This window comes from Nonomuraea insulae (genome assembly GCF_042656245.1).
The window spans coordinates 23,744-49,796 of sequence record NZ_JBHSPA010000036.1 but is presented as its reverse complement, the minus strand read 5'-3'; the positions used below and the strand labels follow the sequence as shown (position 1 = coordinate 49,796).

Annotated in this window: 22 protein-coding genes; 14 read left to right on the top strand and 8 right to left on the bottom strand. The window is 72.0% G+C overall.

Going from position 1 to position 26,053, the window contains the following annotated elements; all coding sequences use genetic code 11:
- Positions 1 to 35: 35 nt before the first annotated feature.
- The gene (locus ACFPZ3_RS30935) at positions 36 to 1,523 is read right to left on the bottom strand and encodes a PucR family transcriptional regulator (protein ID WP_379517808.1); all 1,488 of its coding nucleotides are present in this window, start codon (positions 1,521 to 1,523) and stop codon (positions 36 to 38) included.
- Positions 1,524 to 1,596: 73 nt separating this feature from the next.
- Between ACFPZ3_RS30935 and ACFPZ3_RS30930 the strand changes: the two genes are divergently transcribed.
- The 9 genes from ACFPZ3_RS30930 to ACFPZ3_RS30890 all read left to right on the top strand — a co-directional run bounded on the left by ACFPZ3_RS30930 (position 1,597) and on the right by ACFPZ3_RS30890 (position 13,826).
- A complete protein-coding gene (locus tag ACFPZ3_RS30930) occupies positions 1,597 to 2,709 on the top strand; it encodes a DUF917 domain-containing protein (protein ID WP_379517807.1) in 1,113 nt (370 codons plus the stop codon).
- The gene (locus ACFPZ3_RS30925; RefSeq protein ID WP_379517806.1) at positions 2,706 to 4,310 is read left to right on the top strand and encodes a hydantoinase/oxoprolinase N-terminal domain-containing protein; all 1,605 of its coding nucleotides are present in this window, start codon (positions 2,706 to 2,708) and stop codon (positions 4,308 to 4,310) included. Before ACFPZ3_RS30930 ends, ACFPZ3_RS30925 begins: the two co-directional genes overlap by 4 nt.
- Positions 4,307 to 5,899 (top strand): ABC transporter substrate-binding protein, encoded by a 1,593-nt coding sequence (locus ACFPZ3_RS30920; RefSeq protein ID WP_379517805.1) that lies wholly within the window; start codon positions 4,307 to 4,309, stop codon positions 5,897 to 5,899. Before ACFPZ3_RS30925 ends, ACFPZ3_RS30920 begins: the two co-directional genes overlap by 4 nt.
- 3 nt (positions 5,900 to 5,902) lie before the next feature.
- Entirely contained in the window at positions 5,903 to 6,955 is a 1,053-nt protein-coding gene (locus ACFPZ3_RS30915; protein ID WP_379517804.1) for an ABC transporter permease, read from the top strand.
- Positions 6,956 to 6,959: 4 nt separating this feature from the next.
- Positions 6,960 to 8,690 (top strand): dipeptide/oligopeptide/nickel ABC transporter permease/ATP-binding protein, encoded by a 1,731-nt coding sequence (locus ACFPZ3_RS30910; RefSeq protein WP_379517803.1) that lies wholly within the window; start codon positions 6,960 to 6,962, stop codon positions 8,688 to 8,690.
- Complete coding sequence (locus ACFPZ3_RS30905) at positions 8,687 to 9,478, top strand: ABC transporter ATP-binding protein (protein WP_379517802.1); 792 nt, start codon at positions 8,687 to 8,689, stop codon at positions 9,476 to 9,478. The genes ACFPZ3_RS30910 and ACFPZ3_RS30905 overlap by 4 nt, the downstream gene beginning before the upstream one ends.
- A 208-nt stretch (positions 9,479 to 9,686) precedes the next feature.
- Entirely contained in the window at positions 9,687 to 11,402 is a 1,716-nt protein-coding gene (locus ACFPZ3_RS30900; protein WP_379517801.1) for a CoA transferase, read from the top strand.
- An 8-nt stretch (positions 11,403 to 11,410) separates the two neighbouring features.
- The gene (locus ACFPZ3_RS30895) at positions 11,411 to 12,889 is read left to right on the top strand and encodes an amidohydrolase (RefSeq protein ID WP_379517800.1); all 1,479 of its coding nucleotides are present in this window, start codon (positions 11,411 to 11,413) and stop codon (positions 12,887 to 12,889) included.
- Positions 12,890 to 13,013: 124 nt separating this feature from the next.
- Positions 13,014 to 13,826, top strand: coding sequence for an HTD2 family dehydratase (locus tag ACFPZ3_RS30890; protein WP_379517799.1), 813 nt, complete (start codon positions 13,014 to 13,016; stop codon positions 13,824 to 13,826).
- Positions 13,827 to 13,896: 70 nt separating this feature from the next.
- On the opposite strand, the gene ACFPZ3_RS30885 is transcribed toward ACFPZ3_RS30890, so the two are convergent.
- Complete coding sequence (locus tag ACFPZ3_RS30885; protein WP_379517798.1) at positions 13,897 to 14,298, bottom strand: alpha/beta fold hydrolase; 402 nt, start codon at positions 14,296 to 14,298, stop codon at positions 13,897 to 13,899.
- Positions 14,299 to 14,664: 366 nt separating this feature from the next.
- On the opposite strand from ACFPZ3_RS30885, the gene ACFPZ3_RS30880 reads away from it, so the two are divergent.
- Positions 14,665 to 15,708, top strand: coding sequence for an LLM class flavin-dependent oxidoreductase (locus ACFPZ3_RS30880; protein WP_379517797.1), 1,044 nt, complete (start codon positions 14,665 to 14,667; stop codon positions 15,706 to 15,708).
- A 28-nt stretch (positions 15,709 to 15,736) separates the two neighbouring features.
- On the opposite strand, the gene ACFPZ3_RS30875 is transcribed toward ACFPZ3_RS30880, so the two are convergent.
- The gene (locus ACFPZ3_RS30875) at positions 15,737 to 16,666 is read right to left on the bottom strand and encodes an AraC family transcriptional regulator (protein ID WP_379517796.1); all 930 of its coding nucleotides are present in this window, start codon (positions 16,664 to 16,666) and stop codon (positions 15,737 to 15,739) included.
- Positions 16,667 to 16,748: 82 nt separating this feature from the next.
- Between ACFPZ3_RS30875 and ACFPZ3_RS30870 the strand changes: the two genes are divergently transcribed.
- From ACFPZ3_RS30870 to ACFPZ3_RS30860, 3 genes are all read left to right on the top strand, one after another.
- Positions 16,749 to 17,477 (top strand): SDR family NAD(P)-dependent oxidoreductase, encoded by a 729-nt coding sequence (locus tag ACFPZ3_RS30870; RefSeq protein WP_379517795.1) that lies wholly within the window; start codon positions 16,749 to 16,751, stop codon positions 17,475 to 17,477.
- A 79-nt stretch (positions 17,478 to 17,556) separates the two neighbouring features.
- Complete coding sequence (locus ACFPZ3_RS30865) at positions 17,557 to 18,384, top strand: class I SAM-dependent methyltransferase (RefSeq protein ID WP_379517794.1); 828 nt, start codon at positions 17,557 to 17,559, stop codon at positions 18,382 to 18,384.
- Between the two features lie 261 nt (positions 18,385 to 18,645).
- Positions 18,646 to 19,395, top strand: a complete 750-nt coding sequence (locus ACFPZ3_RS30860) for a peptidylprolyl isomerase (RefSeq protein WP_379517793.1) — start codon at positions 18,646 to 18,648, stop codon at positions 19,393 to 19,395.
- A 72-nt stretch (positions 19,396 to 19,467) separates the two neighbouring features.
- Here the strand turns inward: ACFPZ3_RS30860 and ACFPZ3_RS30855 are convergent, their stop codons facing one another.
- Positions 19,468 to 22,050 (bottom strand): hypothetical protein, encoded by a 2,583-nt coding sequence (locus tag ACFPZ3_RS30855; protein WP_379517792.1) that lies wholly within the window; start codon positions 22,048 to 22,050, stop codon positions 19,468 to 19,470.
- 239 nt (positions 22,051 to 22,289) lie between these two features.
- Between ACFPZ3_RS30855 and ACFPZ3_RS30850 the strand changes: the two genes are divergently transcribed.
- Positions 22,290 to 22,838 (top strand): hypothetical protein, encoded by a 549-nt coding sequence (locus ACFPZ3_RS30850; protein ID WP_379517791.1) that lies wholly within the window; start codon positions 22,290 to 22,292, stop codon positions 22,836 to 22,838.
- A 51-nt stretch (positions 22,839 to 22,889) separates the two neighbouring features.
- Here the strand turns inward: ACFPZ3_RS30850 and ACFPZ3_RS30845 are convergent, their stop codons facing one another.
- Genes ACFPZ3_RS30845 through ACFPZ3_RS30830 form a run of 4 tightly spaced genes read right to left on the bottom strand, consistent with a single transcriptional unit; the run spans position 22,890 to position 26,047 of the window.
- Entirely contained in the window at positions 22,890 to 24,152 is a 1,263-nt protein-coding gene (locus ACFPZ3_RS30845; protein ID WP_379517790.1) for an MFS transporter, read from the bottom strand.
- Positions 24,149 to 24,706 carry an ArsR/SmtB family transcription factor gene (locus ACFPZ3_RS30840; RefSeq protein WP_379517789.1) on the bottom strand — a complete coding sequence of 186 codons (558 nt, stop codon included), beginning with the start codon at positions 24,704 to 24,706 and terminating at the stop codon, positions 24,149 to 24,151. Before ACFPZ3_RS30840 ends, ACFPZ3_RS30845 begins: the two co-directional genes overlap by 4 nt.
- 43 nt (positions 24,707 to 24,749) lie before the next feature.
- Entirely contained in the window at positions 24,750 to 25,739 is a 990-nt protein-coding gene (locus tag ACFPZ3_RS30835; RefSeq protein ID WP_379517788.1) for an aromatic/alkene monooxygenase hydroxylase subunit beta, read from the bottom strand.
- Between the two features lie 2 nt (positions 25,740 to 25,741).
- On the bottom strand, positions 25,742 to 26,047 hold the full coding sequence (locus tag ACFPZ3_RS30830) for an MmoB/DmpM family protein (protein WP_379517787.1): 306 nt from the start codon (positions 26,045 to 26,047) through the stop codon (positions 25,742 to 25,744).
- Positions 26,048 to 26,053 lie beyond the last annotated feature (6 nt).

Below are 26,053 nucleotides of genomic sequence, written 5' to 3'. Positions count from 1 at the left end.
ACCAGGCGGGCCGTCGGGTCCCGCGCGGCGGCCGGTCAGGGGCGCGAGGCGATGAGCCGTACGCGGCAGGCGAGCTCGACCGCGAACCGCGCGTTCGGCTCGGTGAGGTCGAGCCCGAGCGTCTGCTCGATGCGCCGGACGCGGTAGTTGACCGCGTTGGGGTGCAGGTTCAGCTCCTCTCCCGCACGGGACAGGGAGTTGCGGTGCCCGAGATACGCCACCAGGGTTCTCATGGCGATCAGCGCGCGCTCGGGCCCGAGCGCGTTGAGCGGCGCCAGGATGTCGTCGAGCAGCGACCGGCTCAGCGGAGAGGCGTAGAAGTCCAGCAGCACGCGGCGCAGCCCCGTGACGTCGGTGACCTCGACGTGCCCCGCCCGGCCGCCGGCCACGGCCGCCTCGGCCGCGACCCGCGCCTCCGTCGCGGACTGCCGCAGGCCGGCCGCGCCGCTCTGCGGCGTCCCGAGCCCGACGGTGAAGCTCCACTCACCGCCCACGGCCGAACTCGCGTGGGCCATGACGGCCTCCATGACGTCGCGCAGGCGCCGCTGGTGGTCAGGGGCGCCGGCCTCCTCGGAGGCGACCATCACGATGTCGTTGTGGAAGGTGGCCAGGTGCCACACCTCCTCGCGGCTCTCGACGAGCTGGAGCGCGTGCAGTTCGACGGAGGAGGCGAGCACGGCGGCCGGCCGGCGCTCCGGATCGCCGCGATGGGTGGGGGTCAGCCACGCGACCACGTGGGAGAGCGACACCGGCAGCCCCGCGCGGGTCGCCTCGACGGCGAGCTTGTCGATCCGCGACGACTCGGCGGAGATGAGCTCGATGATGAGGTCGGCACGTGAGCGGACCGGCCCGAAGCGCGCCTGCATGTCGTGCTGGAGGGTACGCGAGAGCATCGCGGCGATCGCCGGGAGGGCGACCGTGACGGACGCGTCGTCACGGTCGGCCGTCAGCCGCCCGATCGGCACCTCGCCCACGCAGACCGCGTCGGGTTCCGACCATGTCACGCCGGTGTCCTGGACGAGGGAGAGCCGCACGCCGAGGGCCGCGCCGACGTCCTCCAGGATGGCCTCCGTCGGCCGGCCCTGCGCCGTGGCCGCGGCCCGCGTGGCGCGGGCGATCGCGTACTCGGCGCGTGACAGCACCTCCTCGGCGCCGCCGCGGATCGTCCGGTCCATCAGCACCGCGAGCTCGGACGGCGTCGCGGTGCTCATCAGCACCGGCAGCCCGCCGCGCTCGGCCAGCGCGCGGGAGGTCTCGGCGAGCGGGAAGTCTCCGAGGAAGACCAGCCCCGCGCACTCCGCGGCGATGGCGCGCCTGATGGCGATGTCGACCTGGTAGGGACGCGGCACCGCGTCATGGGTCGTGGTCACGATGACGAGGCGGCCGGGGGAGGCCGGCCCGAGCTCGTCCATGGCGACGATCTCCACGCCGGACACCGCCACCCCCTCGGGGTCGCCCGCGACGCAGCGGATGCCCAGCCGCTCTCCCTGCGTGACCATGTCCGCGACGCCGACCTGTTTCATGGGCACAGTCTGGCGCGTTTCTCTGGGTTGCCGGCACATTGTTGTGCCCAACCGTGCTCCCTAGCCTCGGTACATGCCCGACCAGGACCTGCATTCCCGGGGCGATGGCGCACCCGTGCGCACGATCGCCCGATCCGACGTCGCCGCTCTCGCGGCCGGCGCCGCCATATTCGGCACCGGCGGCGGAGGCGCCGTGCAGACCGAGCAGCTGGCCGTGGAGACGGCCATCGACAGGTACGGCCCGGTGAGCGTCATACCGGTGGAGGAGCTCACCGACGACGACGCCGTGATCGTGATCTCGGCCATTGGAGCGCCGTCCGTCGGCATCGAGATGCTCGTCGCCGAAGGCCAGACCGACACGATCGTCCGCGAGGTCGAGCGGTACACCGGCCGGCGCATGACGGCCGTGATGGCGGCGGAGATCGGCGGCAGCAACGGGGTAGCGCCCGTGGGCTGGGCGGCGCGGCTGGGGCTGAAGGTCCTCGACGCGGACGGGATGGGCCGCGCCTTCCCCCAGGGCACGATGATCTCGATGAACGTCGCCGGGCTCCCCAGCGAGTTCGCCGTCATGAGCGACGCGATCGGCAACGTCTCCCTGCTGCGTACGGTCAATCTCGCCTGGCTGGAACGCCACGCCCGCGCGCTCACCGTGGCCAGCGGCGGGATCTCGCTCGGCGCCCACTACGTGCTCACCTCCAGGACCGCTCCCGGCGCGGTCATCGAGGGGACGGTGAGCCGGGCGGTCCAGGTCGGCCGCCGCCTGCTCGCCGCGGCCGAGCCCATCGCCGCGCTCGCCGACGAGCTCGGAGCCGAGGCCGTCGTCCACGGCAAGATCATCGACGTCGACCGCAACACCGAGGGCGGTTTCACGCGCGGGTCGGTGACGGTCGAAGGCGTCGGTCCCGACCGCGGCCGCCTCATCCGGGTGGAGATCCAGAACGAGAACCTGGTGATCATGGAGGACGGCCTCGTCATCGCGACCGTCCCCGACCTCATCACCATCGTCGACTCCGAGACCGGCGAGGCCATCTCCACCGAGCTCCTCCGCTTCGGCCAGCGGGTCAGCGTGCTGGCCTGGGCGTGCGATCCCCTGTGGCGGACGGAACGCGGCCTGGAGCTCACGGGCCCGCGCGCCTTCGGATACGACCTCGACTACTCCCCGTTCGCCGCCGGAGCACACCGATGAACGACTACCGCGACCTGTCCATCGGCATCGACGTCGGCGGCACCAACACCGACGCCGTGGCGATCTCCCCGTCGGGCGAGGTCATCGCCTGGACGAAGAGCGCCACCACGCAGGACGTCACCGGCGGCATCCGGTCGAGCCTGGCCACCGTGCTCGACGCCCTGGGCCCGGACCGGGACTCGGTCTCGCGCGTGATGCTGGGCACGACGCACGCCACCAACGCGATCGTGCGCCGCCGCGACCTCGGGCGCGTCGCCGTGATCCGCCTCGGCGCGCCGGCCGCCACCGTCTATCCTCCGCTCACCGGCTGGCCCGAGGACCTGCGCGACACCGTCCTGGTCGGCTCCGTGCTCGCCGGCGGCGGGCACCTCGTGGACGGCTACCCCATCGCCGAGCTGGACCGGGACGGCATCCGCCGCGCGCTCGACGGCCTTGAGGGCCGCTTCGACGCGGTCGCGGTGTGCGGCATCTTCAGCCCCTCCTTCCCGGGCCAGGAGCTGGAGGTGGAGGCGCTCATCCAGGATCACGCAGGCATCGACGTGCCGATCTCGCTCAGCAGCGAGATCGGGGAGCTGGGCCTGCTGGAGCGCGAGAACGCGACCGTGCTCAACGCCGCGCTCTACGGGGTCGCGCGCGACATCACGACCGCGCTCACGACCGTGGTCGCCGAGCACGGGCTCGACGCCGCGACGTTCTTCGCCCAGAACGACGGCACGTTCATGGCCGTCGAGTACGCGGCCCGCTACCCCGTGCTCACGATCGGCTCCGGCCCCGCGAACTCGATCCGCGGGGCCGCCGCGCTCTCCGGCGCCGCCGACGCCATCGTCATCGACGTCGGAGGCACCACGAGCGACCTCGGTGTGCTCGTCGGCCGCTTCCCCCGGGAGTCGACGATGCCCCGCGAGGTCGGCGGCGTGCGTACGAACTTCCGCATGCCGGACATCCTGAGCCTGGGCATCGGCGGCGGCACGATCGTCGACGTGGCCTCGGGAGCGCCGGGCAACGACTCGGTCGGCTACCGCATCTCGCAGGAGGCGCTGCTGTTCGGCGGCTCCACTCCCACCCTCACCGACGCGGCGGCCACGCGCGCCACCGTCATGGCAGGGCGGGAGCTCCCGGCGCTGGACCGCTCCGTGCGCACGGCACTCGCCGGCGCGCTGGCCGTCGCCCACGACCGGATCGAGTCGGCCGTCGAGCGCATGTCGCTCGGCCGTACGGGGCTGCCCCTCGTCGTGGTCGGCGGCGGCGGATTCCTCGTCCCCGACCAGGTCCTCGGCGCCAGCGAGGTCGTACGGCCCGATCTCGGCGCCGTGGCGAACGCGGTCGGCGCGGCGATCGCGCTGGCGGGAGGCCGGGCGGACCGGTTGTGCGAGCTCGCGGACCGCGCGGCCACCATCGAGGAGACGAGCCGCGCGGCGATCGAGAAGGCCATCCAGGCGGGGGCGGACCCCGCCCGCGTCGAGATCACCGACGTGCTGGAGACACCGGTGTCCTACACCGCGCAGCCCACCCTCAAGGTGGCCGTCAAGGCGGCGGGACCTCTCGCTCAGATCGGACACACCCCACGCCGGCCCGCCCGGGAAATGGAAGAGCGCACATGAACAACAGACACATCAGGACGTCCGCGGCCGCCGCCGCGGTCGTCCTGGCCGCGACAGGTCTCACGGCGTGCAACTCCTCACAGGGCGGCGGCGGCACGGCGAAGGGAGCCGTCTCCGGGGGCGTCTTCGTCAAGGCGATCTCCTCCGACCCCGGCCATCTCAACCCGATGACGGGCGTCTCCCTCGCGGCCCGCGAGATGGTCGGCTACGCCTACGAGTCGCTCGTGTACTCCACCCCGGACGGCACGTTCGTGCCGTGGCTGGCCACGGAGTGGAAGGCGGGCGAGAAGAAGATCACCTACACCCTGCACGACGGCATCACCTGCTCCGACGGCAAGCCGTTCACCGCGCAGAGCGCGGCCGACAACATCAACTACCACGCCGACCCCGACCACGCGACCTTCTACTACGGCCCCCAGATCCACAAAGGGCTCTCCGCCAAGGCCGAGGGGAACACGCTCACCGTCACGAGCAAGGTCAACGACCCGTTCCTGCTCGCCAACACGGGAACGGTCGAGATGGTGTGCCAGGCGGGCCTCGACGACCCCGACGCCCTGAAGACCACCACCGACGGCACGGGCCTGTTCGCCCTGACGGCCTCCACCCCAGGCTCGGTGTACACCTACACCAAGCGGAAGGGGTACGCCTGGGGGCCGGAGGGCGTCACGAGCGAGACCCCTGGGCTGCCGGACACCCTGGAGATCCGTGTCGTCACCGACGAGAGCACCGCGGCCAACCTGCTGCTCTCCGGCGAGGTCAACGCGGCCGTCATCACCGGGACCGACCGCACCAGGCTCAGCGCGGCCCAGCTCAAGACGGTAGGCGTGCGCAACCCGGTCGGCGAGATGTTGTTCAACGAACGCCGGGAACGCCCGACCTCCGACCCGCTCGTGCGCAAGGCCCTTGTCACGGCGCTCGACCGCAAGGAGATCGGCGACGTGGTGAGCGACGGATCCGCGACGGAGTCGAAATCCCTCGTCGTGAAGAACCCGCTGCTCTGCGTCGCCGGCGGCCCGAAGTGGACGCTCCCCGCCACCGACCCCGCCAAGGCCGCGGCCCTGCTCGACCAGGCCGGATGGAAGCTCGGCCCCGGCGGGAAACGCGCCAAGGACGGCAAACCGCTGACGATCAAGTTCATCTACGACGCCGCCACGCCGGCGCACGCCTCCGCCGCCGAGCTCGTGCAGCAGACGTGGGACAAGCTCGGCGTCACGACCCAGCTCTCGGCCAACGACGCCAACGCGTGGTCGGAGCAGTTGTTCCAGACCTTCGACTGGGACACCGGCTTCGTGCAGATCGCCCCGGGCGGCCCGGTGACGGTGAGCAGCTTCTTCGACGGAGCGACCCCGGACAAGGGGGGCAACAACTTCATGTTCGTCGACAACCCCGGCTACAAGGCCCTGGTGAAGCAGGCTTCCAGCGCCTCCGCCGACGAGACGTGCGCCCTGTGGCAGCAGGCCGAGGCCGAGCTGATCGAGCGCACCGACGTGTTCCCTCTCGCCGACAACGAGATGCGCACCTTCCTGTCCGGCGTGGAGCTACAGCAGCCGAACTTCGTCGCGCCCACCACCATCCGGATGCTGGGGTGAACCATGGCGATCCCGCCGACCGCCACTCCCGGCCCCGGCCCCGGCCCCGTTCCCGGCTCGGCCCCCGGCCTGGCCTCTGGGCCGGCTGACCCGACGCCGGCGCGGCGGCTGTCCCCGCGTACGACCTTCCTGCTGCGCAGAAGCGGGCGGGCGCTGGTCTCGCTCGGTGTCGTCGTCGCCGCCACGTTCCTGGTGGTGCACCTCGTGCCGGGCGACCCGGTCCGCGCCGCGCTCGGGCCGAGCGCGACCCCGGAGCTCGTCCAGCGCACGCGCATGGAGCTGGGCCTGGACAAGCCGGCCCTCCAGCAGTTCGCCGACTACCTGTCCGGCCTGCTCCGCGGCGACCTCGGCGTCTCGCTGCGCTCCCACCGCCCGGTGTCGGCCACGCTCGCCGAACGGTTCCCCACGACGCTCACGCTCGCCTGCCTCGCCTTCCTGGTCGCGGCGCTCGGCGCCGTGCCCATCGGCGTCGCGACGGCGGTGTCGGCGTGGAACGGGCGTCGCCGTACGCTCCACGCCGGTGTGTCGTGGCTGCTCGGCGCACTGATCGCGGTCCCGAACTTCCTGCTCGCGGTCGGGCTCATCGCCCTGTTCGGCATCACATTGAACGCGCTTCCCGTGGCCGGGTGGGGCGGCGCCGCCGAGGCCCCGCTCCCGGTCGCGGCCCTGGCCATCGGGCCCATGGCCTACCTCGCACGGATCGTGCACGTCGAGATGCTCGCGGTTCTCGGCACGCCGTACATGACGACAGCCCGGAGCAAACGGCTTCCCGCACGCCTGCTCTACCTGCGCCACGCACTGCCGAACATGATCACCGCCGCGCTCGCGACCGGAGGGCTCATCCTCACCGGGCTCGTGGCCGGCACCGTCCTCATCGAGGCCGTCTTCGTGATCCCCGGGCTCGGGTCGACGATCGTCTCCTCGATCACGGCGAAGGACTACCCGATGATCCAGGGGGTGGTCCTCGTCTACGCGATCCTGGTCCTCGTCCTCAATCTGCTCATCGATCTGGTCCTCGCCACCCTGGACCCCCGTTCGTCGATCATGGAGGGCTGACATCGTGCGCTCCGGTTTCCGGCAGAGGCTGCTCAGCCCGCAAGGCGTCGTGACCGTCCTCGCGGCAGGCGTGCTCCTGCTCGCCGTCGTGCTCGCGCCGCTCGTGTGGGGGCACGACGCCACCGCCACGGCGGTGGCCGACCGGGTCCGAGGCCCGGGCGGCGACCATCCGTTCGGCACGGACGACCTGGGCCGCGACGTCCTCGCCCGCGTTCTCGTCGCGACCCGGCTGTCGGTGCTGCTGGCGCTCGGATCGACGACGATCGCGGTCCTGGGCGGGACCGTGCTCGGCGTCGTCGCGACCGTGCTCCCGCGGCCCGTGCGCCGCCTGGTGACCGCGCTCATCGACATCCTGCTGTCGTTCCCGTGGTTGCTGCTCACCCTGTTCTTCTCCGTGATCTGGGGCGCGAGCGCGAGCGGCGCCATGCTCGCGGTCGGCTTCGCCGGTGTGCCCACGGTCGCGCGGCTGACGTACACGCTGTCGTCCTCCGTGTCCGGGCGGGACTACGTGCGGGCGGCCAGGATCGTCGGCGTGGGACACGCGGGCGTCATCGTCCGGCACGTGATCCCGAACATCCTGCCTCCCCTGCTCGTCAACACGGCCGCGCACGCCTCCGCGGCGCTGCTGTCGTTCGCCGGGCTGTCGTTCCTGGGGCTGGGCGTCCAGGCCCCCGGCTACGACTGGGGACGCCTGCTGCGCGAGGGCATCGCGCGTATCTACGTCAACCCGATGGCGGCGCTCGGCCCGGGCATCGCCATCATCCTCACCGGCCTGATCCTGAACTCCCTCGGATCGTTGACGGGCGAGACGGCCTCCAGGACGTCGCCCGGCCCCAAGGCACGGCGAGCTCGCGCCATCCGGCGGGCGCCGGAGCGGCCGGAGTCCGCGGCGGTCGTCGAGGTCGAGGACCTGCGCGTGAGCTTCCCCGGCCCGGACGGAGGGCTCGTCGAACGGGTACGCGGCGTGAGGTTCTCCATCCTGCCCGGTGAGACCGTCGGCATCGTCGGAGCCTCGGGATCCGGCAAGTCCGTCACGGCGATGGCGATCGCCGGCCTCCTCGGCGCCGAGGCGCGGATCAGCGCCGGAGCCCTGCGTTTCCAGGACATCGACATGACCTCGCCGCCCACGCCCGCGGAGAGCGGCAGGCTCGGCCTCGAGGTGGCCGTGGTCTTCCAGGACCCGCTGACCTCACTCAACCCGTCCCTCACGATCGAAAGGCAGCTCACCGAGGTGAGCGAGGTCCACGACCGCGTCCCGCGCAAGGAGTCGAGACGCCGGGCCAGGGAGGTGCTCGAGTCGGTCGGGATCGCGGAGCCGGACCGGCGCGCCCGCCAGTACCCGCACGAGTTGTCCGGCGGGATGCGGCAGCGGGCCATGCTCGGGATGGGGCTCATGGGCCGCCCGCGCCTGATCATCGCCGACGAGCCGACGACCGCGCTCGACGTGACCGTCCAGCGTCAGGTGCTGCGCGTGCTCCACGAGGCGCGGCGGCGGACCGGGAGCGCCATCCTGTTCATCTCCCACGACATCGCCCTCGTGAGCGGCTTCTGCGACCGGGTCCTGGTCATGAAGGACGGGGAGATCGTCGAGGAGGTCGCCGCGGCGCGCCTGGAAGAGGCCGGGCATCCGTACACGCGGGCCCTGGTGGCGTGCGTGCCGCACATGGCGACCGATCGTTCCCGCCCGCTCCCCGTCATCGACGAGGGCGAGATCGCCGAGGAGGCCCGGACGTGAGCACACTCGAATACTCCGGCATGACCGTGCGCTACGGGCACGGCGCCGGCGCCCACGTGGCCGTCCAAGGGGTGGATCTCACCGTGGCCTCGGGCGGGGTCCACGGGCTCGTCGGGGAGTCGGGCTCGGGCAAATCGACCCTCGCCGCCGCCGCGGTCGGGCTCGTACGGCCCGCCGCGGGCTCGATCCGGCTGGACGGCACCGACATCGTCGGCCACTCGGCGTCCGCCCGTACCGCGCGGCGGCGCGTGCAACTGATCTTCCAGGATCCCTTCTCGGCGCTCGACCCGAGAATGCCGGTCGGAGCGTCGATCGCGGAGGCCATGCGCGCCGCCGGGCGGCGCAGGACGAGGGCGGAGAAGACCAGGAGGGTCGAGGAGCTGCTGGGGCTCGTGCACATCGACCCGGCGCGGGCGGAGGACCTGCCCGCGGCCTTCTCCGGCGGGCAGCGCCAGCGCGTCACGATCGCCAGGGCGCTCGCCGCCGACCCCGACGTCATCATCGCCGACGAGATCACCTCCGCCCTCGACGTCTCGGTCCAGGGGGTCGTGCTCAACCTGCTGCGCGAACTGCGGGCCGAGCTGAACCTGACCATCCTGTTCATCTCGCACAACCTCGCCGTGGTGCGTTACGTGTGCGACACGGTGAGCGTGATGCGCCACGGCCGGATCGTCGAGTCCGGCGACACCGGCAGCGTGTTGTCGGCGCCGCGCGACCCGTACACCCGCGAGCTCGTCGCCGCCGTGCCGGTGATGGGGGAGCGGTTCGACTGGGGGGAGGTCAGTTAGCCGGCCGGAACCCGACGGTGCCGTGGACGATGCGTCCGGCGTAGGCCTCGCCCGGGCACCGAGCTCACGAAGGTGCACCACGGGTTGCGCGACAGGTTATGCAGCCCCCACGGCGTAGACGTATGGGAGGAACACTCACCGATTGGGCGCTTTCATGTGTTATACGCTCACCGTCACCAGCCCGCCGTTCGACAGAGGAGCTGAGAGAGTGCCCGAGGCCCTGGCCCCCACGCGGTCGGCGGCGCTGCGTGTCGTCGTCGACGCCGTGATCGACGACATCAACGTCAGCCCCCGAGAGCTGAGCGCGGCGCTGGAGACGCTGGGGATCAGGGGTTCGAGCCAGGAGTGCGTGCGCGAGCACGTCCACCGGGCCCACAGCGAGCACGCGCGGCTGCGGCGCCGCGAGCACGAACTGGCCGCGCTGTTCTCCAGCGCGCGCGAGCTGGCCGAGGTGCGTGACGGGGAACTGCTGCTCGAACGGCTCGTGCGCCGGACGCACGAGATTCTCGGCTGCGACGTGACGTACCTGTCGGAGTTCGACCGCGAGACCCGCGAGCTGCGCGTCCGCACGACCATCGGCGCCTACAGCACCGAGTTCCGCCACCTGCTGGTGCCCGCGGGCTGCGGGCTGGCCGGCCAGATCGCGGAGACGCGGATGGCGCACTGGGCGCCCCGCTACAGCGAGTATCTGGAGGACCGGCGGGCCGCGGACGTCGACAGGGCCGTCGAGCTGGAGGGCATCGTCTCCATCCTGGGCGTGCCGATGCGGTCGGGCGACGACGTCCTCGGCGTGCTCTTCGTGGCGACGCGCGAGGAGCGCTCGTTCACGCCGGAGCAGATCGCGCTGCTGTCGGCGCTGGCCGACCACGCCTCCGTCGTCCTCCAGACCGCGCACATGCTCCGCAACCTCCAGCGTTCCGAGGACGAGGCGCGCGGCGCGCTCGAACGGCTCACCGGGCACCTGGCCGAACGCGACCGCTCCAACCTCGTCCACCAGAAGCTCCTGCGGGTCGTGCTGGGCGGCGGCGGGTTCGGCCGGCTCGTGCGGACGCTTTCGTCGGCTCTGGGCCGTGCGGTCACCGTCGTCGACGGGGAGGACCGGGTCATCGCCTCGTCGGCGCGGACCGCGCCGGGCACCCGGGCGGTGATCTCGCCGGAGATCCGCGCCGCCATCGCGGCCGGCTCGGTGTCGGGGCACTGCCAGGTGCTCGACCGCCAGGGGCCCGGTGGCGACCACGGCGAGGCGGTGGGCGCGGTCGCCTCGATGCGGGCGGGCGACCAGGACTTCGGGGCGCTGCTGCTGGGCCGGCTCGTGGACGTCGCCCAGGTCGACAGCGTCATCGCGCTCACCGAGAACGCGGTGGTCAACTACACGGTGGACGGCGAGGTCGCACGGCACACCGGCAACCGCCATCCCTGGGTACGGCCCTACGAGCTGTTCCCGTGCAAGGACGGGCACGTGTTCTTCGGCGCCTACACCGACAAGTTCTGGCGTCTGGCGTGCGAGCTGTTCGGCGACGCGGAGCTGGCCGCCGACCCCGAGATCGACACGATGCGCAAGCGGTTCGACGAGGGCGTCTACGAGCGGCGCGTGCGTCCCGTCATCGCCCGGTGGCTGGCCGGCCGCACGGCCGCGGAGCTGGAGCGGATGGCCGGCGACGTGCTGCCCCTCACCGTCGTCAAGTCGATCAAGGATGTGGTCGACGACCCCGCCACCGCGGAGCGGGACATGGTGGTGAGCGTGGAGCATCCCGGCTTCGGGGCCGTACGGATGTTCGGCCAGCCCATCAAGCTGAGCGAGACCCCCGCCGACGCCGGCCGGCCGGCCGGGGCGGTGGGCGAGCACACCGACGTGGTGCTCCAGGCTCTCGCCGGCTACGACCCTGACAAGATCGCCGGCCTCCGGGCCGCCGGCGCGATCTGAGGCCGGCCATGACCGAGAACGCACTCCTGCTGCGCGACGCCCGTCTCTACGGCGACGACCGCCGCTACGACCTCCACCTGCGCCACGGACGCGTCGTCCGGGTCGTGCCCGCCGGCACGCTCCCCGCGTCCGGCGCGGAGCCGGTAGACCTCGACGGACGGTACGCCGGCCCCGGCCTGTGGGACGAACATGTGCACTTCACTCAGTGGGTGATCCGGCGCAGGCGGATCGACCTCTCGGGCGCGGCCAGCGCGGCCGGGACCCTCGATCTCGTACGCGCGGCGCTCGCCCGCGACCCCGTGCCCGCCGGAGGCGTCCTGTCCGGCTTCGGGTTCCGCGACGCGCTCTGGCCCGACGAGCCCACGCTGCGCGCCCTCGACGAAGCCGCCCCGGACGTCCCGGTCGTGCTCGTCAGCGCGGACCTGCACTGCGGATGGATCAACTCACGCGCCGCCGACCGGTTCGGGGTGGCGGTGGACGCGTCCGGCGTGCTGCGCGAGAACGACTGGATCGGCTCGCCCGCCCTGGTCGGGAACGGCTCCCTGTCGATGGCCGACTACCGCGAAGCCGCCGACGCGGCGGCCGGCCGCGGGGTCGTCGGCATCGTGGACTTCGAGAACGCCGACAACGTGCGCGACTGGCCCGACCGGGTGGCCGCCGGGGTGACGGGCCTGCGCGTCGAGGCGTCGATCTGGCCCGACCGGCTGGACGACGCCCTCGCGCGTGGCCTGCGCACCGGCGCGCCGCTGGAGCCGGACGGGCTCGTGACGGTCGGCCGGTTGAAGGTCGTCGTGGACGGCTCACTGAACACCCGCACCGCTCTGTGCTGGGAGCCGTACCACGGCTTCGACCCTCATGCCCCGCACGCCTGTGGAGTCACCAACGTCACGCCACAGGAACTGCGCGAACTGCTCGGCCGGGCCCACCGGGGCGGGATCGGCGCGGCCGTGCACGCGATCGGCGACCGCGCGAACACCCAGGTCATCGACGAGTTCGAGCGGCTCGGCATCTCGGGCGTCATCGAGCACGCGCAGCTCGTGTGCGCCGAGGACTTCCCCCGCTTCGGCCGGCTCGGGCTCGTGGCCAGCGTTCAGCCCGAGCACGCCATGGACGACCGCGACGTGGCCGACCGGCTCTGGGCCGGGCGCACGGAGCGTGCCTTCGCCTTCGCCTCACTGCACGCGGCGGGCGCCGTCCTGCGGCTCGGCTCCGACGCGCCGGTCGCGCCGCTCGACCCGTGGCAGGCGATCGCCTCCGCGGTCGCCCGCAGCCGCGACGACCGCCCTGCCTGGCATCCCGCGCAGCGCCTGCCCCGGGACGTGGCGCTGGCCGCCGCCTCCCGAGGGCGCACCGCCGTCGCCCCCGGCGACCCCGCCGACCTGGTGATCCTCGACCACGACCCCACCACCGCCGACCGTGACGACCTGCGCGCGACGCCCGTCGCCGGCACCCTGCTCGGCGGCCGCTGGACCTGGAAGGCCCTGTGAACGGCACAACCTGGACCTGGAAGGCCCTGTGAACAGCACAACCTGGACCTGGAAGGCCCTGTGAACAGCACAACGCGGACCTGGAAGGCCCTGTGAACAGCACAACCTGGACCTGGAAGGCCCTGTGAACAGCACAACCCGGACCGACACCATCCGCCCGTGGCCCGCGCGGGCGTATCGCGACACGTTCGCCCCCGACGTCCCGGATCCCGCCGAAGGAGCGGAGCTGCCGCCCGGGTGGCACGGGCTCTACTTCCTGCCCGACCTCGGTCTCGACGCGCTGCGCCCCGACGGCACTCCGGCCCGCGACGGCGTCGTCCCCGACATCGACCTTCCCCGCCGGCTGTTCGCCGGCGAGGAGATGACCTTCCACCGCGCGATCCGCTTCGGCGAGACGCTCGACCTCGCGATCACCCTCGACAACCTGCGGGACAAGCAGGGCCGCAGCGGCAGGCTCGTGTTCGTCACGATCGCCAAGACGATCGGATCAGGCGACGACCCCGCGGTGACTGTGCGGCAGCACGACGTCTTCCTCGGCCCCACCGCCCCCGCCCGCCCCCAGCCCGGTCCCGGGCGGGCGGACATCGCCTGGGAGGAGCCGCTCGACCTCGGCCCCGTTCACCTGTTCCGATACTCGGCGCTGACCTACAACAGCCATCTCATCCACTACAACGACTCGTGGACGCGCGACGTCGAGCATCAGCCCGGCCTGCTCGTGCACGGGCCGCTCACCAGCATGCTCCTTCTCGACTTCGCGCTGCGCAGGAGCCCCGGCAGGACGCCGGCGGCGTACTCCATGCGCGCGGTCGCGCCCGTCCACCTCGGAGCGCCGGTGCGGCTCGCCGGGCGGCCGGAGCAGGACGGGGCGAGCCTGTGGGTCCTCGACGCGTCGGACGGCGTCCTCGTCACCGCCGACGTTCGCTTCGCACCGCGCTGAACGGTTCGCCAACGTCGGACGGCGTCCTCGTCACCGCCGATGTTCGCTTCGCACCGCGCTGAACGGCTCGTTAGGCGCGGGCGTTGCGGGTGACGGCCGTGACGACGTCCGGCCAGAGCTCTTCCGGGAGCATGTGGCCCATCCCGGCGTAGACGCGCAGCTCCGCCCCCTCGATCGCCGTCGCCATCTCGACGGCGGCCCGCCAGTGCAGCGACGTGTCCTCGCGCCCATGCATGATCACGGTGGGGAGGGCCAGGCCCCGTAGGCGTTCCAGGCGGTCCGGTGCGCGGAGCAGCGCGGCCCACTGGCGCGGGAGCCCGTCGGGTGCGTACCCCCGGTCGTAGGCGACGCCGGCCGCTTCGCGCACCCACGCCTCCTCCCACGGACGACCATCCGCGTAGTAGTGCCGCTGAACGGTCGCGCTCGCCTCGATCACCTCCGCCCGGGAGAGGCGCGGCTGCACGACGGACATCTCCGCCGACAGAGATCTCAATGCCCTGGGACACCGCGTACGGCATGGGAGCCCTCCTCCGGACGTTCGGACGGCTACCAGACTGACGACGGCGCGCGGCGGCACACCAGGGAGTGATCGCACATCTGATCCGCGCCACGGTGGGCGATGACCCCACAACCTGATGACGCCGGAGGAACGCACCTTCGTGCCCTCACCGGAACTGCTCGGACAGCTCTCGTCGTTCATGGGCGACGACATCTCCGCCTTCACCGCGAGGCGGGCCGCCGAGGGGTGATCCGCTGTCGGGCGGTGTGGCCGCGTCCTTGACAGTCGTTCACCCTCACAGTAGCCATGCGCTAAGGCTTGCTATCGAGGAGCGTCGGCATGCGCAAGGGCATAGTGGTCACGGCGAAGCCAGGGGTCGAGGACCTCGCGGCGAAGGCCGAGGAACTCGGATACGACAGCTTCTGGGTCTACGACACGCCGATGGTCAACGGAGATCCCTTCGTCAGCCTGGCCCTGTGCGCCAAAGGAACCAGCCGCATCCGGCTCGGCCTCGGCGTCACCTCACCCGCCCTGCGCTCGGCCCCCGCCGCCGCGGCGGCGCTCGGCAGCCTCAACGCGCTCGCGCCCGGCCGTATCATCTGCGGCGTCGGCACCGGCAACACCGCCCGCCGCACCCTCGGCATGAAGCCGACCACGATAGCGACGCTGGAGCGCTTCACCGGGCAACTCCAGGACCTCACCGCGGGGCGCACCATCGAATACAGCGAAGGCGGCCGTACGCGCGCCGTACGTTTCCTGCACGTCGGCGACCACGTCAACACCGAGGACCCGATCGAGTTCGTCGTGGCCGCCTCCGGGCTCAGAGCGGCGCGGATCGCCGGCCGTCGTGGTGCGGGAACCATCTCCTTCGGCCTGCTCGACCCGGCGGCCTGGGAGGCGTTCGCCGAGGCGCGCGAGGCAGGCGCCCGCGAAGCCGGCGACGAGACGCCGGCCACCTCCTACGTGATCACCTCGATGCATCTCCTCGCCGACGGCGAGGACCCCTACGGCGACCTCGCCCGTGACTCCGTGGGACACCTCGCCCTGGCTCTGCTCGCCTTCGCCGGCGAGAACCCGGCCCTCAGGGAAGGACTCGAACCTCAGGAGCGCGACGCGGCACAACGCTTCCTCGACCGGCGCGGAATCACCGCCACCGCCGACGACCGCCACCTTGCCCTCTACGAGAACTACCTCGGCCGCATCCGGCCCCAGGACCGCGACCTCATCGTCCCCTCCCTGGTCGACAAGCTCGGCCTCGTCGGCACCCGCGACGGTCTGCTCAAGCGCGTCGCAGTCCTCGAAGCCGCCGGAATCGACGAACTGGTCCTCCATCCGGTCCTCGACCCCGCGCGGGAAATGGCCGAATTCGCGCGACTCCTGTGACTTCGAGGTGTCAGTGGCGCGGGCCCGATCAGGTGGAGCCGCGCCAGGCCGAGGGCGTACGTCCGCGGGCGCGTTTGAACGCCACGCTGAACGCGAACGGGTCCTCGTAGCCGACCCGCCGGGCCACGTGGGCGACGGTCTCCCGGGTGTCGCGGAGCAGGTCGGCGGCGAGGGTCATGCGCCAGTCGGTGAGATAGCCGAGCGGCGGCCGGCCGACCAGGGCGGCGAAGCGCTGGGCGAAGGCGGCGCGGGACATGCCGGTCTTGGTGGCCAGCGAGGCGACCGTCCACCGGTGGGCGGGATCCTCGTGCAGCAGGCGCAGCGCCTCACCGATCGCCGGGTCGGCCAGCGCCCGGTACCAGGCGGGCGGCGTCGCCTCCGGCCTGGTGCACCAGGCGCGCAACGCGATCACGAGGACCAGATCCAGGAGCCGGGCGAGCACCGCGTCCTGGCCCGGCTCGTCGGAGACCGTCTCGGCGGACAGCAGATCGAGGGCAGTCCGGGTACGCGGCCCCGCGGGCACGACCGCCAGCGGCGGAAGCAGGTCCAGCAGGCGGGCGGCCACATCGCCGCGCAGCTCGTACACGCCGCGGAGCATGACGGTGGCCCCGGACAGGCCGGCCCCGTAGGTGCGGGGGGCCAGCGGCGCGTGGGGCCCCGCCGGTTCGCCGGTGGGGAGGTATTTCCGTCCGTCCCTGATCACGTACTGCGGTGGGGTCGCCGGGTCGTCGGCGATCGTGTACCCGGTGGGGCCGGTGACGAGAGCGATGTCACCCGCGGCCAGGCGGGTGGGGGCGGAGCCGGGCAACTGGATCGAGGCCCGGCCGCCGAGCGTGGCCGCGACCGTGAGTGGCACCGGGTCGGCGTACGTCATCGCCCACGGCGGCCGCTGGATCAGCTGTCTGACCACGGCGTTCCGCGCGCGGGCCCGGTGCAGGAGGTCGGTCAGCACGTCCACGTCGTCACCTTAGACGATCGCAAAGGTATGTCAGATCCTCTCCCATGGATCGTCTCGGCCTCCGTGGGGTTGGCTGGACGGCATGACGAAATCCATCGCAGTGTTCGGAACCGGTCCAGGCGTCGGCCAGGCCATCGCCCGGCGGTACGCGAAGGACGGCTACGACGTCGTCCTGGTCGCCCGCCGCCAGGAGCCCTTGGAGCTGCTCGCCAGGGAACTGTCCGCCGACGGCGTCACCGCCCACGTGATCACCGCCGACCTCGACCAGAGCGACGGCGTGCCGGCGCTCGCCGAGCGCATCCGCGCGAAGACCGGGGACCTCACGGCCCTCTACTACGGCCCGGTGCCCAGCGACCTGGCGTTCGTTCCCGCCGTCGAGCTCACACCGGAGCGGCTCCAGGACCGCATGCCGATCACGTTGTACACGCTCATGGCCCTGGTCGGCGAGTTCCTGCCCGCCATGGTCGAGCGCGGCGACGGCGCCATCCTCAGCGCCCAGGGGGCCGCCGCCGTCCAGGGGCGGCCGTACATGAGCGGCTGGCCCACGATCCTGGCCGCACAGCGGAACTACCTGCAGTCACTCGCGGCCGAGGTCGCCGGCAAGGGCGTCTACGTCGGCATGTTGTACATCGGCGCCCGCATCCTGGGCACCCCCTTCGAGGCGGATTACCAGCGGCGCCTGGCCCAGGGCGAACCCGTGTCAGAGATGGCCGCCGCCGATCCCGCCGACCTGGCCGACCTCCTCTGGGACATGCACGCAGGACGGGATCGGCACGAAACCGTCGTCCCCACCGGTCTCCTGGACAGGTGACGGCGACGTCAGCGATCGCCGAGGTTGAGCTTGCGGCACCGGCTTGTTAAGTGGGCGTATGCCCACTATGGTTGGGCACATGCCCACTCTATCGCAGGATCAATCACGCCCTTCCGAGAACGAGCCCCACAGGGCCAGGCAGATGGCGGAGTCGTTCGGGGTCGACGCCGAACGCTACGACCGCGCCCGGCCCCGCTATCCCGACTCCCTGGTGGAGCGGATCGTCGACGCCAGTCCCGGGCCTGACGTCCTCGACGTCGGCTGCGGCACCGGCATCGAGGCCCGGCAGTTCCAGGCGGCCGGCTGCACGGTGCTGGGCGTCGACCCCGATGCGCGGATGGCCGAATTCGCGCGGCGCAGCGGGGTCGAGGTCGAGGTGGCGACGTTCGAGGCCTGGGACCCGGCCGGCCGGACATTCGACGCGGTCATCGCGGGCCAGGCCTGGCACTGGGTGGACCCGGTCGCGGGCGCCGCCAAGGCGGCCCAGACGCTCCGGCCTGGAGGCCGGCTGGCGCTGTTCGCCCACGTGTTCGATGCTCCGCCCGCCGTCATGGCGGCCTTCGCCACCGCCTACCAGCGGGTGGTGCCCGACTCGCCGTTCAAGGGCCAGCAGCCGGGGCAGGCCAGGAGCATCTACGAGGCGATGGCCACCAGATTCGCCGACGGGATCCGCGAGGCGAGCGGGTTCGGCGAGCCGGAGCGGTGGCAGTTCGACTGGGAGCAGTCCTACACCCGCGAGGAGTGGCTGGATCTGCTGCCCACGACCGGTGGCCTCACCCGGCTTCCGGCGGACAAGCTGGCCGAGGTGCTGGAGGGCGTCGGGACCGCCATCGACGCGATCGGCGGCGGCTTCACGATGCCCTACACCACGCTGGCGGTCGTCGCGGCGCGAACCAGCGCCGGCTGACCCGAACCAGCGCCGGCTGACCCGAACCTGGGCGTCCACGCGATCCCGCTCGACCCCGCCGCCGAGCGCGTCATCCTCCTCGTCATGCCCGCCCGGCGGCCGCCGCCTTCGCCGAACTGGTCGCCTCGCCCCTCTGAGCAGCCGTTGAGGACGTCGAGCGGCGATCCCGACCGGACAGGGCGACGCCACATCCTTGACTGCGCCGGTCGGATCGATTAGACCCACAGGGAGCCCAGCGATCATCACGCAGTGGAGGACCTGATGTCCGGTAGAGCGTTGGTACGACTCGCGGCCCGCGCCGCCTTATCCGCGGTCACGACAGGCTCGCTGATCGCGATCGGCGCGATGCCGGCCTCGGCGGCCGTGGACAGGCCGCCGAGAACGACCAAGGGGCCGTGCCAGTACACCGAGACTCCCGATGACCCGGCCGTCCGCAAGGTGCCGCTGCCGCCGGACCCGCGCCGCACTCCCACGCGTCCTGTCTCCGCGGTGCTCAAGACCAACCACGGCGACATCGGGCTCACCCTCGACCCGGCCAAGGCGCCGTGCACGGTGCAGAGCTTCGTGCACCTGATCCGGCACCGCTTCTACGACGCCACGTCGTGCCACCGGCTCACCGCGTATGACCGGCTGAAGGTGCTGCAGTGCGGCGACCCCGGTTTCACCGGCGAGGGCGGGCCGGGTTACCGGTACAAGGACGAGTTGCCCGCGGATCTGCCGCCGTGGCCGGATGACCCGACCGGGGTGCGCAAGACGTACGCGCGGGGGGTGCTGGCCATGGCCAACGCCGGTCCCGACACCAACGGCAGCCAGTTCTTCCTGGTCTACGGCGATTCCGGGCTGGCGCCCAACTACACGATCTTCGGCACGGTGGACGGCCCCGGGCTCGCCGCGCTCGACCGTATCGCCGCCGGCGGCATCCAGCCGGTGCCGGACGGTCCCACACCTCCGGTGGACGGCAAGCCCGTCCTCCCGGCCGACATCCGCGACGCCCAGGTGTGCCGCGGGTAGGCCGTCACCGGTCCAGAGGTGCCCGGGCGGGCGCCGGTGGCGCCCGCCCGGGCCTCGGGAGAGGCGCGACGGTCAGTGCCGCTTGACGACCCGCATCGTCACCGGCACCGTCGTCGCCCGGTACGGAGTGTCGGTGTCGAGGACGACCGTGGCCGTGTACGCGGTGAGCACCGAGGTGGCGCGGCGGTCGGCGGCCAGCTTGAGCGTGACCTTCACGCTCTGGCCCGCGCGCAACGTCGTGGCACGCGCCTTCACCGACATCCATGCCACCTGTCCGTGCGGCTGGTCGTAGCCGGGAAGCTGCTCCAGCTGGGTCAGGGGCGCCCCCGTCTCCGGCGAGTCACCGCCGACCACGTAGAAGCCGGGCGCGCCCGCCGCGAAGGTCGTGGCCACGTTGGCGTTGGGCAGCGGCGACCAGGTGCCGGCCGCCGGGTCGTAGGCGTAGCCCTCGTTGGTGATCGCCCCGAGACCGGTGCTGTAGCCGGTGGAGACGAGCAGCTTGCCATTGGCCGAGGTGTACGCCGACGCCATCAGGTCCACCGGCATGTCCGCGATCGCCGTCCACGCCGCGGTCTCCGGGTCGTAGGCGAAGCCGTCGGAGGTCGCGCCGCCCCTGCTGCCGCCACCCGCGCAGTACACCTTGCCCGCGACGCCGCCGCAGGCCAGGTGGGAGATGCCGAGCGGGTACGACGTCGTCTTGCTCCACTTGTCGGCCGCCGGGTCGTAGACCATCACGGTCGAGTTGGCGCAGGTGTCGCCGCCCTGGGGACCCATGTAGCAGCCGCCGACGACATACAGCTTGCCGTCGAGCACGGCCGAGCCCGAGGATCCGTACGGGGTCGGGTTCGGCGCGACGGTCTGCCACTTGTCCGTCGCCGGGTCGTAGAACTCCGTCGCCGCGACGGTCTTGCCGCGGGTGTCGCGGCCCGAGGTGACATAGAAACGGCCGTTGATGAACCCGCCCACCCCGGACCAGCGCCGATACCACGGACTGCTCAGCGTGGTCCACTTCCCGCTCTCCGGGTCGTAGGAGGCGAAGGCGTTGGAGAAGCGGTTCGTGCCGTCGTCGCGGGCGCCGGTCCCGGCGTACAGCTTGCCGTCGTAGGTGCCCGCGACCATGCCGGTGGCGCCCATGTCCAGGTCGGCGAGCGTACGCCAGGTGTCGCCCGGTCGCGGCGCGGCCTGGCCGGGCTCGCCCTTGTGCCCGGAGCCGAAGCCGGTGGGCGGGCCGGCCTTCACTCGGTGCGGCGGCGTACCGGCGGCCGGGGTCCCGGTCTCGGTGAGCGTGGTGGGCGCGGTGCCGCCGCCCGGCTGCTCGCCGACGGTGAACGTGGCCGGTCCCTTTCCGGTGTTGCGTACGGTGACGGTGACGTCCTTGTCGCCGCCCCAGGTGACGGCGGAGTCGACGGCGGCCGGGGTCACGCTGATCCGGCCCGCCGCCAGCGCGATGTCGGCGCGTACCGTCCCGGAGGTGACCCGGGCCGCCTCCGACGTGGCCGGGTAGCCGAACGCGGCCTTGTCCGCGGTGACCTCGCGTCTGCCGGTCTCGGGGGAGAACAGCCCGTACAGGCCGTCGCCGAGCGCGGTGTCGTCCGGGGTGGCCACGGTGATCGCGCGGCCCTCGGTCTGCGGCTTGTCGCGATGTCCGTGTCCGTGGCCGTGGCTGTGGCCCTCGGAGTACACGGTCGCGCCGAGGACGCCCTCGCCGGTGTTGGCGTCGCTCACCAGGCCGACGACCAGCCCGCCCTTGACCGGCGCGAACGTCCGCGTGCCGACCGCCACCTTGTCGATCTCCCACATGTTGCCCAGGCCGCCGACGTAGTGGAAGCGCAGCCGAACGTCCTTCTCACCGGCGAACGCCGCCAGCGGGACCGACACGTGCGCCGGCCCGGCCAGGGTCTTCGGCGAGGTCCACGCCGTGGACCAGGTCGTGCCGCCGTCCACGCTGACGTCCACGGTGGCCTTGGGCACGTCCAGCTGCTCCAGCGGCGGGAAGTGCGTCTCGAACTCCGCGACCGGCGTCTTCACCTTCGTCAGGTCGTAAGCCGGGCTGAGCAACTCGGTGTCCAGCTTGGCCCAGCCTTCGGCGAAGTCGTCCACGATGGCGAAGCCGCCACCGCCGCCGGTCTGGTTGCTGCGGCCCAGCGGGTCGTCGAACCGCCAGCCGCCCTTGTCGTTGTTGTCGCGCACCGTCCAGCCGACGGGCGCCGTCCGCTCGTCGAAGGTCTGTACGCCGCCGTCGGGGTAGGTCAGCGAGTAGCCGGCGGCGTTCGCCTTCCCGGCGTCCACCGGGAGCGCGGTGTTCAGCGTGACCGGCTTGTCACCCAGGTCCACGGTCTCGCTCTTGGGCAGGTAGCCGGGGAACTCGGCGCTGATCGTCAGCCGGTACCGGTGGCCGAGCGGCAGCTTCACCGCGTACGTGCCGGTGGCCGGGTCGGTGAACACCGGCGCGCCGGGCACGCCCTCGACCTCGACCCGCGCGTACAGCGGCCAGCCCTGCCCGCCGCCGTCGGTCACCGTGCCGGAGACGACCTGCGAGGCCAGCGGTTCGAGCGGCACGTCCAGGGTGAGCCTCTGGTCCTCGGCCAGCGTGATGGCGCCGATCGCGGCCTCCGTGTACCCGTGGGCGCCGGCCGTGCCCGTGTAGTCGCCCACCGGGATCACCAGCTCGTAGCCGCCGCCGGCTTCGGTCGTCGCCGTGAATGTGCCCAGTCCCGACGCTACGCCGATGCGTGGCTCAGAGATACGCCGGAAGGCGAATACTCCGGCCGGGGCGCACGGCGCACGCTCGAGGTAGTCCGCAGCCGAGAGCGGCGGGCGAACCTCACCTCCGACCGGAAAGGTCAAGACTCATGCGCAGCACATGGAAGAGGGCAGCCGTAAGCGGAGCCGTCATGACGGCACTGGCTCTGGGAACGTCACTGTCCGCCGCAGCCGAGGGATCAGCCCCCGCCTGCACCTACCGCCAGGCCACGATGCCACTGCGAGTGTTCGACAAGTTCGTCCCGCCGTGGGTCAGGCAGGGCAACAAGGACTTCAGCGGGCACGGTCTCCGTGTCCAGGTGTGGGCTCAGCTCAGGAGCAACCAGAGCCAGACCGCCCTCAGCCTCTGGGTCACCATGATCGCGACGGAGACGCGGAGCGACTGGACGAAGGTGAACGGAACCCGGTCCTATCCCTTCTACACCGCACCGCCGGGCTACCGGATCCGGACCGTCACGGACCACATCGATCGCACGCTCAACAGGAGCGATTTCAGGACCTACACCGACATCGATCACGCGGACGACGTGATGGGACCGGGCGTCACCAGCGCCGCCCACCCGAGCTTCGTGCAGCAGTACCGGGTCACAGGCGACACGAACGGCATTGAGGCCGGCTCACGTACCGGAGTGACGACGACCACCAAGGGGATGGTGATAACCAGCCGAAGATGCACGTGAGCCTGCCATCCGCCCGCCCGGCCATCCCTACCGACCGGGCGGGCGCCGGCCTCAGGACCGTACGGTGCTCGGGTCGTCGGTGGTCTCGTCTTCGAGTGGTCCTGGCGCGGGGCCGGCGAGGTTCCTCGTGGAGGGCGTCGTCAGGGTCAGTGCGCAGCCGATCAGGATCGCTCCCGCCGTGATCATCAGCCATCGGTAGTCCACGACGGCGACGAGTGCGGCGCCGGCCGCGATGGAGGCCATCTGCGGCAGGGTGGTGGCGACGTTGGCGGCGGCGGCCGCGCGTCCCTGCAGCCTGGAGGGGGTGAGCCGCTGCCGCGTGGTCACCATCGCGACCATCAGCCAGGGGATCGCGACGCCGGCCGCGAACAGCGCCGTGACCGCGACGGGGAGCAGCGGAACGCCGGCGAAGTCGGCGGCCATCGCCACACCCACGGCGCCGAGCAGGGCGAGCCCGGTCGCGACCGTCGCCGCGGGCCCGAGGCGACGCAGCACCGGGGCGGCGGTCAGACCGCCCAGGACGCTGCCGGCTCCCTGGATGGCCATCAGCACCCCGAAGAACGCGGCGTCCATCCCCAGCCCCTTGTCCACGAGCTCGAACAGGGACGTGTCGAAGACGCCGACGACGCCGAAGGCCGCCGCGCTCACCATCACCATGCGCCACAGCAGCGGGACGCCTCGCAGGTGGGTCAGGCCGGCGGCGGTCTCCTGCCACCAGCCCTGCCCAGGGGGACGGGGTTCCGGCGCGGATTCGCGCACCCGGAGCGTCAGGAGCACGAGCGCCGTGAGCGCCAGGCAGGCCGCCACGCCGAGGGCGAGCGCGCTGCCACCCCAGGCGGCGTACAGGGCGCTGCCCACGACCGGGGACAGGACCCGCAGCCCCTGGTCGATGGTGGCCAGCAGGCCGTTGGCCGTGTCCAGGTGGCGGGCCGGCAACATGTCCCGGACCAGGCCGGTCTGGGCGGCGGAGTTGACCAGGCCCAAGGCGCCGTACGCGAACGCCACGCCGTACAGCAGCCATAACTGCCCGGCGCTCTGTACGGCCAGCAGCGTCGTGGCGACCCCGGCGCCGGCGAGGTTCGCCCAGATGAGCAGGGGTTTGCGGTTGACCCTGTCGGCGAGCAGGCCGATGAGTGGGAAGAGCACCACCGGGGCGGCCAGCGCGAGGAAGACCAGGCCGGCGGCGCTGCTGCTGCCCGACAGGTCCTTGGCCCACACTCCGAGCGTGAGATACAGGGCGCTGTCGGCGAGGTTGCCGATCGTCCAGCCGCCCAGCAGCCGCCGGAACGGCGGGCTGGCGAGCGCGCCTCTCACCGCTGCTCCGGGTTCGGCAGGAGATAGGTGTTGTGGAACAACCGGACGGGGCGCCCGTCTGCCGGGCGCGTGTCCGGCTCCTGCCAGCGTTCGGTGTACGGGCTGATCAGCTGGGCGATGGCCTGCCCGAGGTGTTCGGCCTCCTCCGGCGTCAGCCAGAGGGTGGCGCCGCCGTTCGACAGTTTGCCTTTCCACTCCTCCGGCGCCACCGCCGAGGCCGCGGCCTTCATCCGCGAATACTCCCAGTCCAGGAAGACCTGACTCAGCGCGGAGGCCGCCGAGCGGCTGTCCTCGTCCGGCTGCTCGGAGTCCCACGTCTGCTCGATGTCCACGAGCCGCCAGGGCCGGTCGCGCCCGGTCTGGCCCGGCACGCGCTCGATGTAGCCGAACTTCGCCAGGACCCGCAGATGGAAGGAGCAGTTGGACGGGTTCTCATCGACGAGTTCGCCCAGCCGGGTGGCTGTCGCGGTGCCTTCGATGGCCAGCAGTTCGAGGAGCTGGATGCGCAAGGGGTGAGCGAGCGCGCGCATCGCCTTCGGATCCTTGATCTTCACGCGCTCAACCTATATGCGAAATAACTCTTTCGCAATAACTCTTTCACGTATTGATCGTCGGTGGTTGCCGTTCGACGGCAGCGGTGGCGGCGGCCGCCGCGGTGGCGGGGTCGGCCGGGCTCGGGGCCGTGGCGAACGGCTCCGCCAGGGCCTGCACCGCGCGCGCGGCGCGAGGCCGCCAGGTGTGGGCCCACTCGGTGATGACCTTGAGGTTGTCCGGCCGGGCGGCCACGGCGTGGCGGACCAGGGCCGAGCTCCACTCCTGGCTGCGTGCCGTGTCGAGACCGGACTCACGCAGCAGCCGCGCCGTCAGGCCGTCGCCGTTGGCCAGCGCCAGATCGGCGAAGGACTCCTTGAACAGGCTGTCGAACGCGGGCTTGACGACCAGGTTGAGCGCGGTGAACGCCTCGCCCCAGTCGTAGGCGACCAGCAGGCGCTCCAGCATCTCGCGGGCGGGCTGCCAGGCCGGGTCGTCCTCCCAGACGCGGCGGGCCGTGCGGCTGTCGGCGAGGTCGGCGCCGTGGGTGAGCGACAACGACTTGGCCCGGTAGGCGATCCACTGCAGGGCGCGCAGCTCGTCGGCGCCCTGGAAGATGGCCGCGTTGGTGATGGCGGTGCTGGGGCCGAGCTGGGCGACGTACATGCCGGTGATCTGCAGGACGTGCAGCGCGAAACGGGCGGGCAGGTAGAGACGGGCGAGCACGGCGACCCACTCGGGGTCGAGCCGCGCGTCATGGTCGTCGGCCTCGAAGCTGTCCACCACGCCCTCGGCGTAGATCTCGCGCTCGTGCTGGAGCGCGACGTAGCGCCGGTAGTTGAGCTGCGCGGGGTCCTTGAAGGCGTCCCAGTCGCCGCCCCGCAGCGGCGATCCCTCGCGGTGGCGCAGGTACCACTGGTTGATCGCGCTGTCCGGGTCGAGGTCGAAGGGGGCGGGCCGCCTGCCGAAGTGGTAGTGGAAGCCGCGGGTGACGATGTCGTACTCGTTCGGCCTGCGACGCTCGCCCTCGAACCGACTCCACGTACGCCGGGCCATGGTCAGTCCTCCCTGTTCAGGTACCAGACGAGCTCGTCGTCGCCGACGTAACGCATGCGGCCGGCGAAGCTGACGATCGCCGGTTCGAGGCCGGCCAGCGGGAAGGGCCGCCCAACGGCCTCCTCCAGGCTGGCGCGCGTGAGGCGCAGCCGATGGGGGGCGTGGATGCGCACGTAACCGCCGTGATCCTCCACGACGAGCTTGGCATCGGGATTGTCGATCTCTATGGCGGTCACCAGGGCGTCCACGATGTCCGGGTCGAACCCCCTGGCCACGGGTCCCACGAGCCGTCTCAGGTCGTCGGCCATGAGCAT

Coding starts and splice junctions, on each gene's coding strand:
- ACFPZ3_RS30935 (WP_379517808.1), bottom strand. CDS start 1,523: ATGAAACAGGTCGGCGTCGCGGACATGGTCACGCAGGGAGAGCGGCTG.
- ACFPZ3_RS30930 (WP_379517807.1), top strand. CDS start 1,597: ATGCCCGACCAGGACCTGCATTCCCGGGGCGATGGCGCACCCGTGCGC.
- ACFPZ3_RS30925 (WP_379517806.1), top strand. CDS start 2,706: ATGAACGACTACCGCGACCTGTCCATCGGCATCGACGTCGGCGGCACC.
- ACFPZ3_RS30920 (WP_379517805.1), top strand. CDS start 4,307: ATGAACAACAGACACATCAGGACGTCCGCGGCCGCCGCCGCGGTCGTC.
- ACFPZ3_RS30915 (WP_379517804.1), top strand. CDS start 5,903: ATGGCGATCCCGCCGACCGCCACTCCCGGCCCCGGCCCCGGCCCCGTT.
- ACFPZ3_RS30895 (WP_379517800.1), top strand. CDS start 11,411: ATGACCGAGAACGCACTCCTGCTGCGCGACGCCCGTCTCTACGGCGAC.
- ACFPZ3_RS30885 (WP_379517798.1), bottom strand. CDS start 14,298: ATGTCCGTCGTGCAGCCGCGCCTCTCCCGGGCGGAGGTGATCGAGGCG.
- ACFPZ3_RS30880 (WP_379517797.1), top strand. CDS start 14,665: ATGCGCAAGGGCATAGTGGTCACGGCGAAGCCAGGGGTCGAGGACCTC.
- ACFPZ3_RS30870 (WP_379517795.1), top strand. CDS start 16,749: ATGACGAAATCCATCGCAGTGTTCGGAACCGGTCCAGGCGTCGGCCAG.
- ACFPZ3_RS30865 (WP_379517794.1), top strand. CDS start 17,557: ATGCCCACTCTATCGCAGGATCAATCACGCCCTTCCGAGAACGAGCCC.
- ACFPZ3_RS30860 (WP_379517793.1), top strand. CDS start 18,646: ATGTCCGGTAGAGCGTTGGTACGACTCGCGGCCCGCGCCGCCTTATCC.
- ACFPZ3_RS30850 (WP_379517791.1), top strand. CDS start 22,290: ATGACGGCACTGGCTCTGGGAACGTCACTGTCCGCCGCAGCCGAGGGA.
- ACFPZ3_RS30835 (WP_379517788.1), bottom strand. CDS start 25,739: ATGGCCCGGCGTACGTGGAGTCGGTTCGAGGGCGAGCGTCGCAGGCCG.
- ACFPZ3_RS30830 (WP_379517787.1), bottom strand. CDS start 26,047: ATGGCCGACGACCTGAGACGGCTCGTGGGACCCGTGGCCAGGGGGTTC.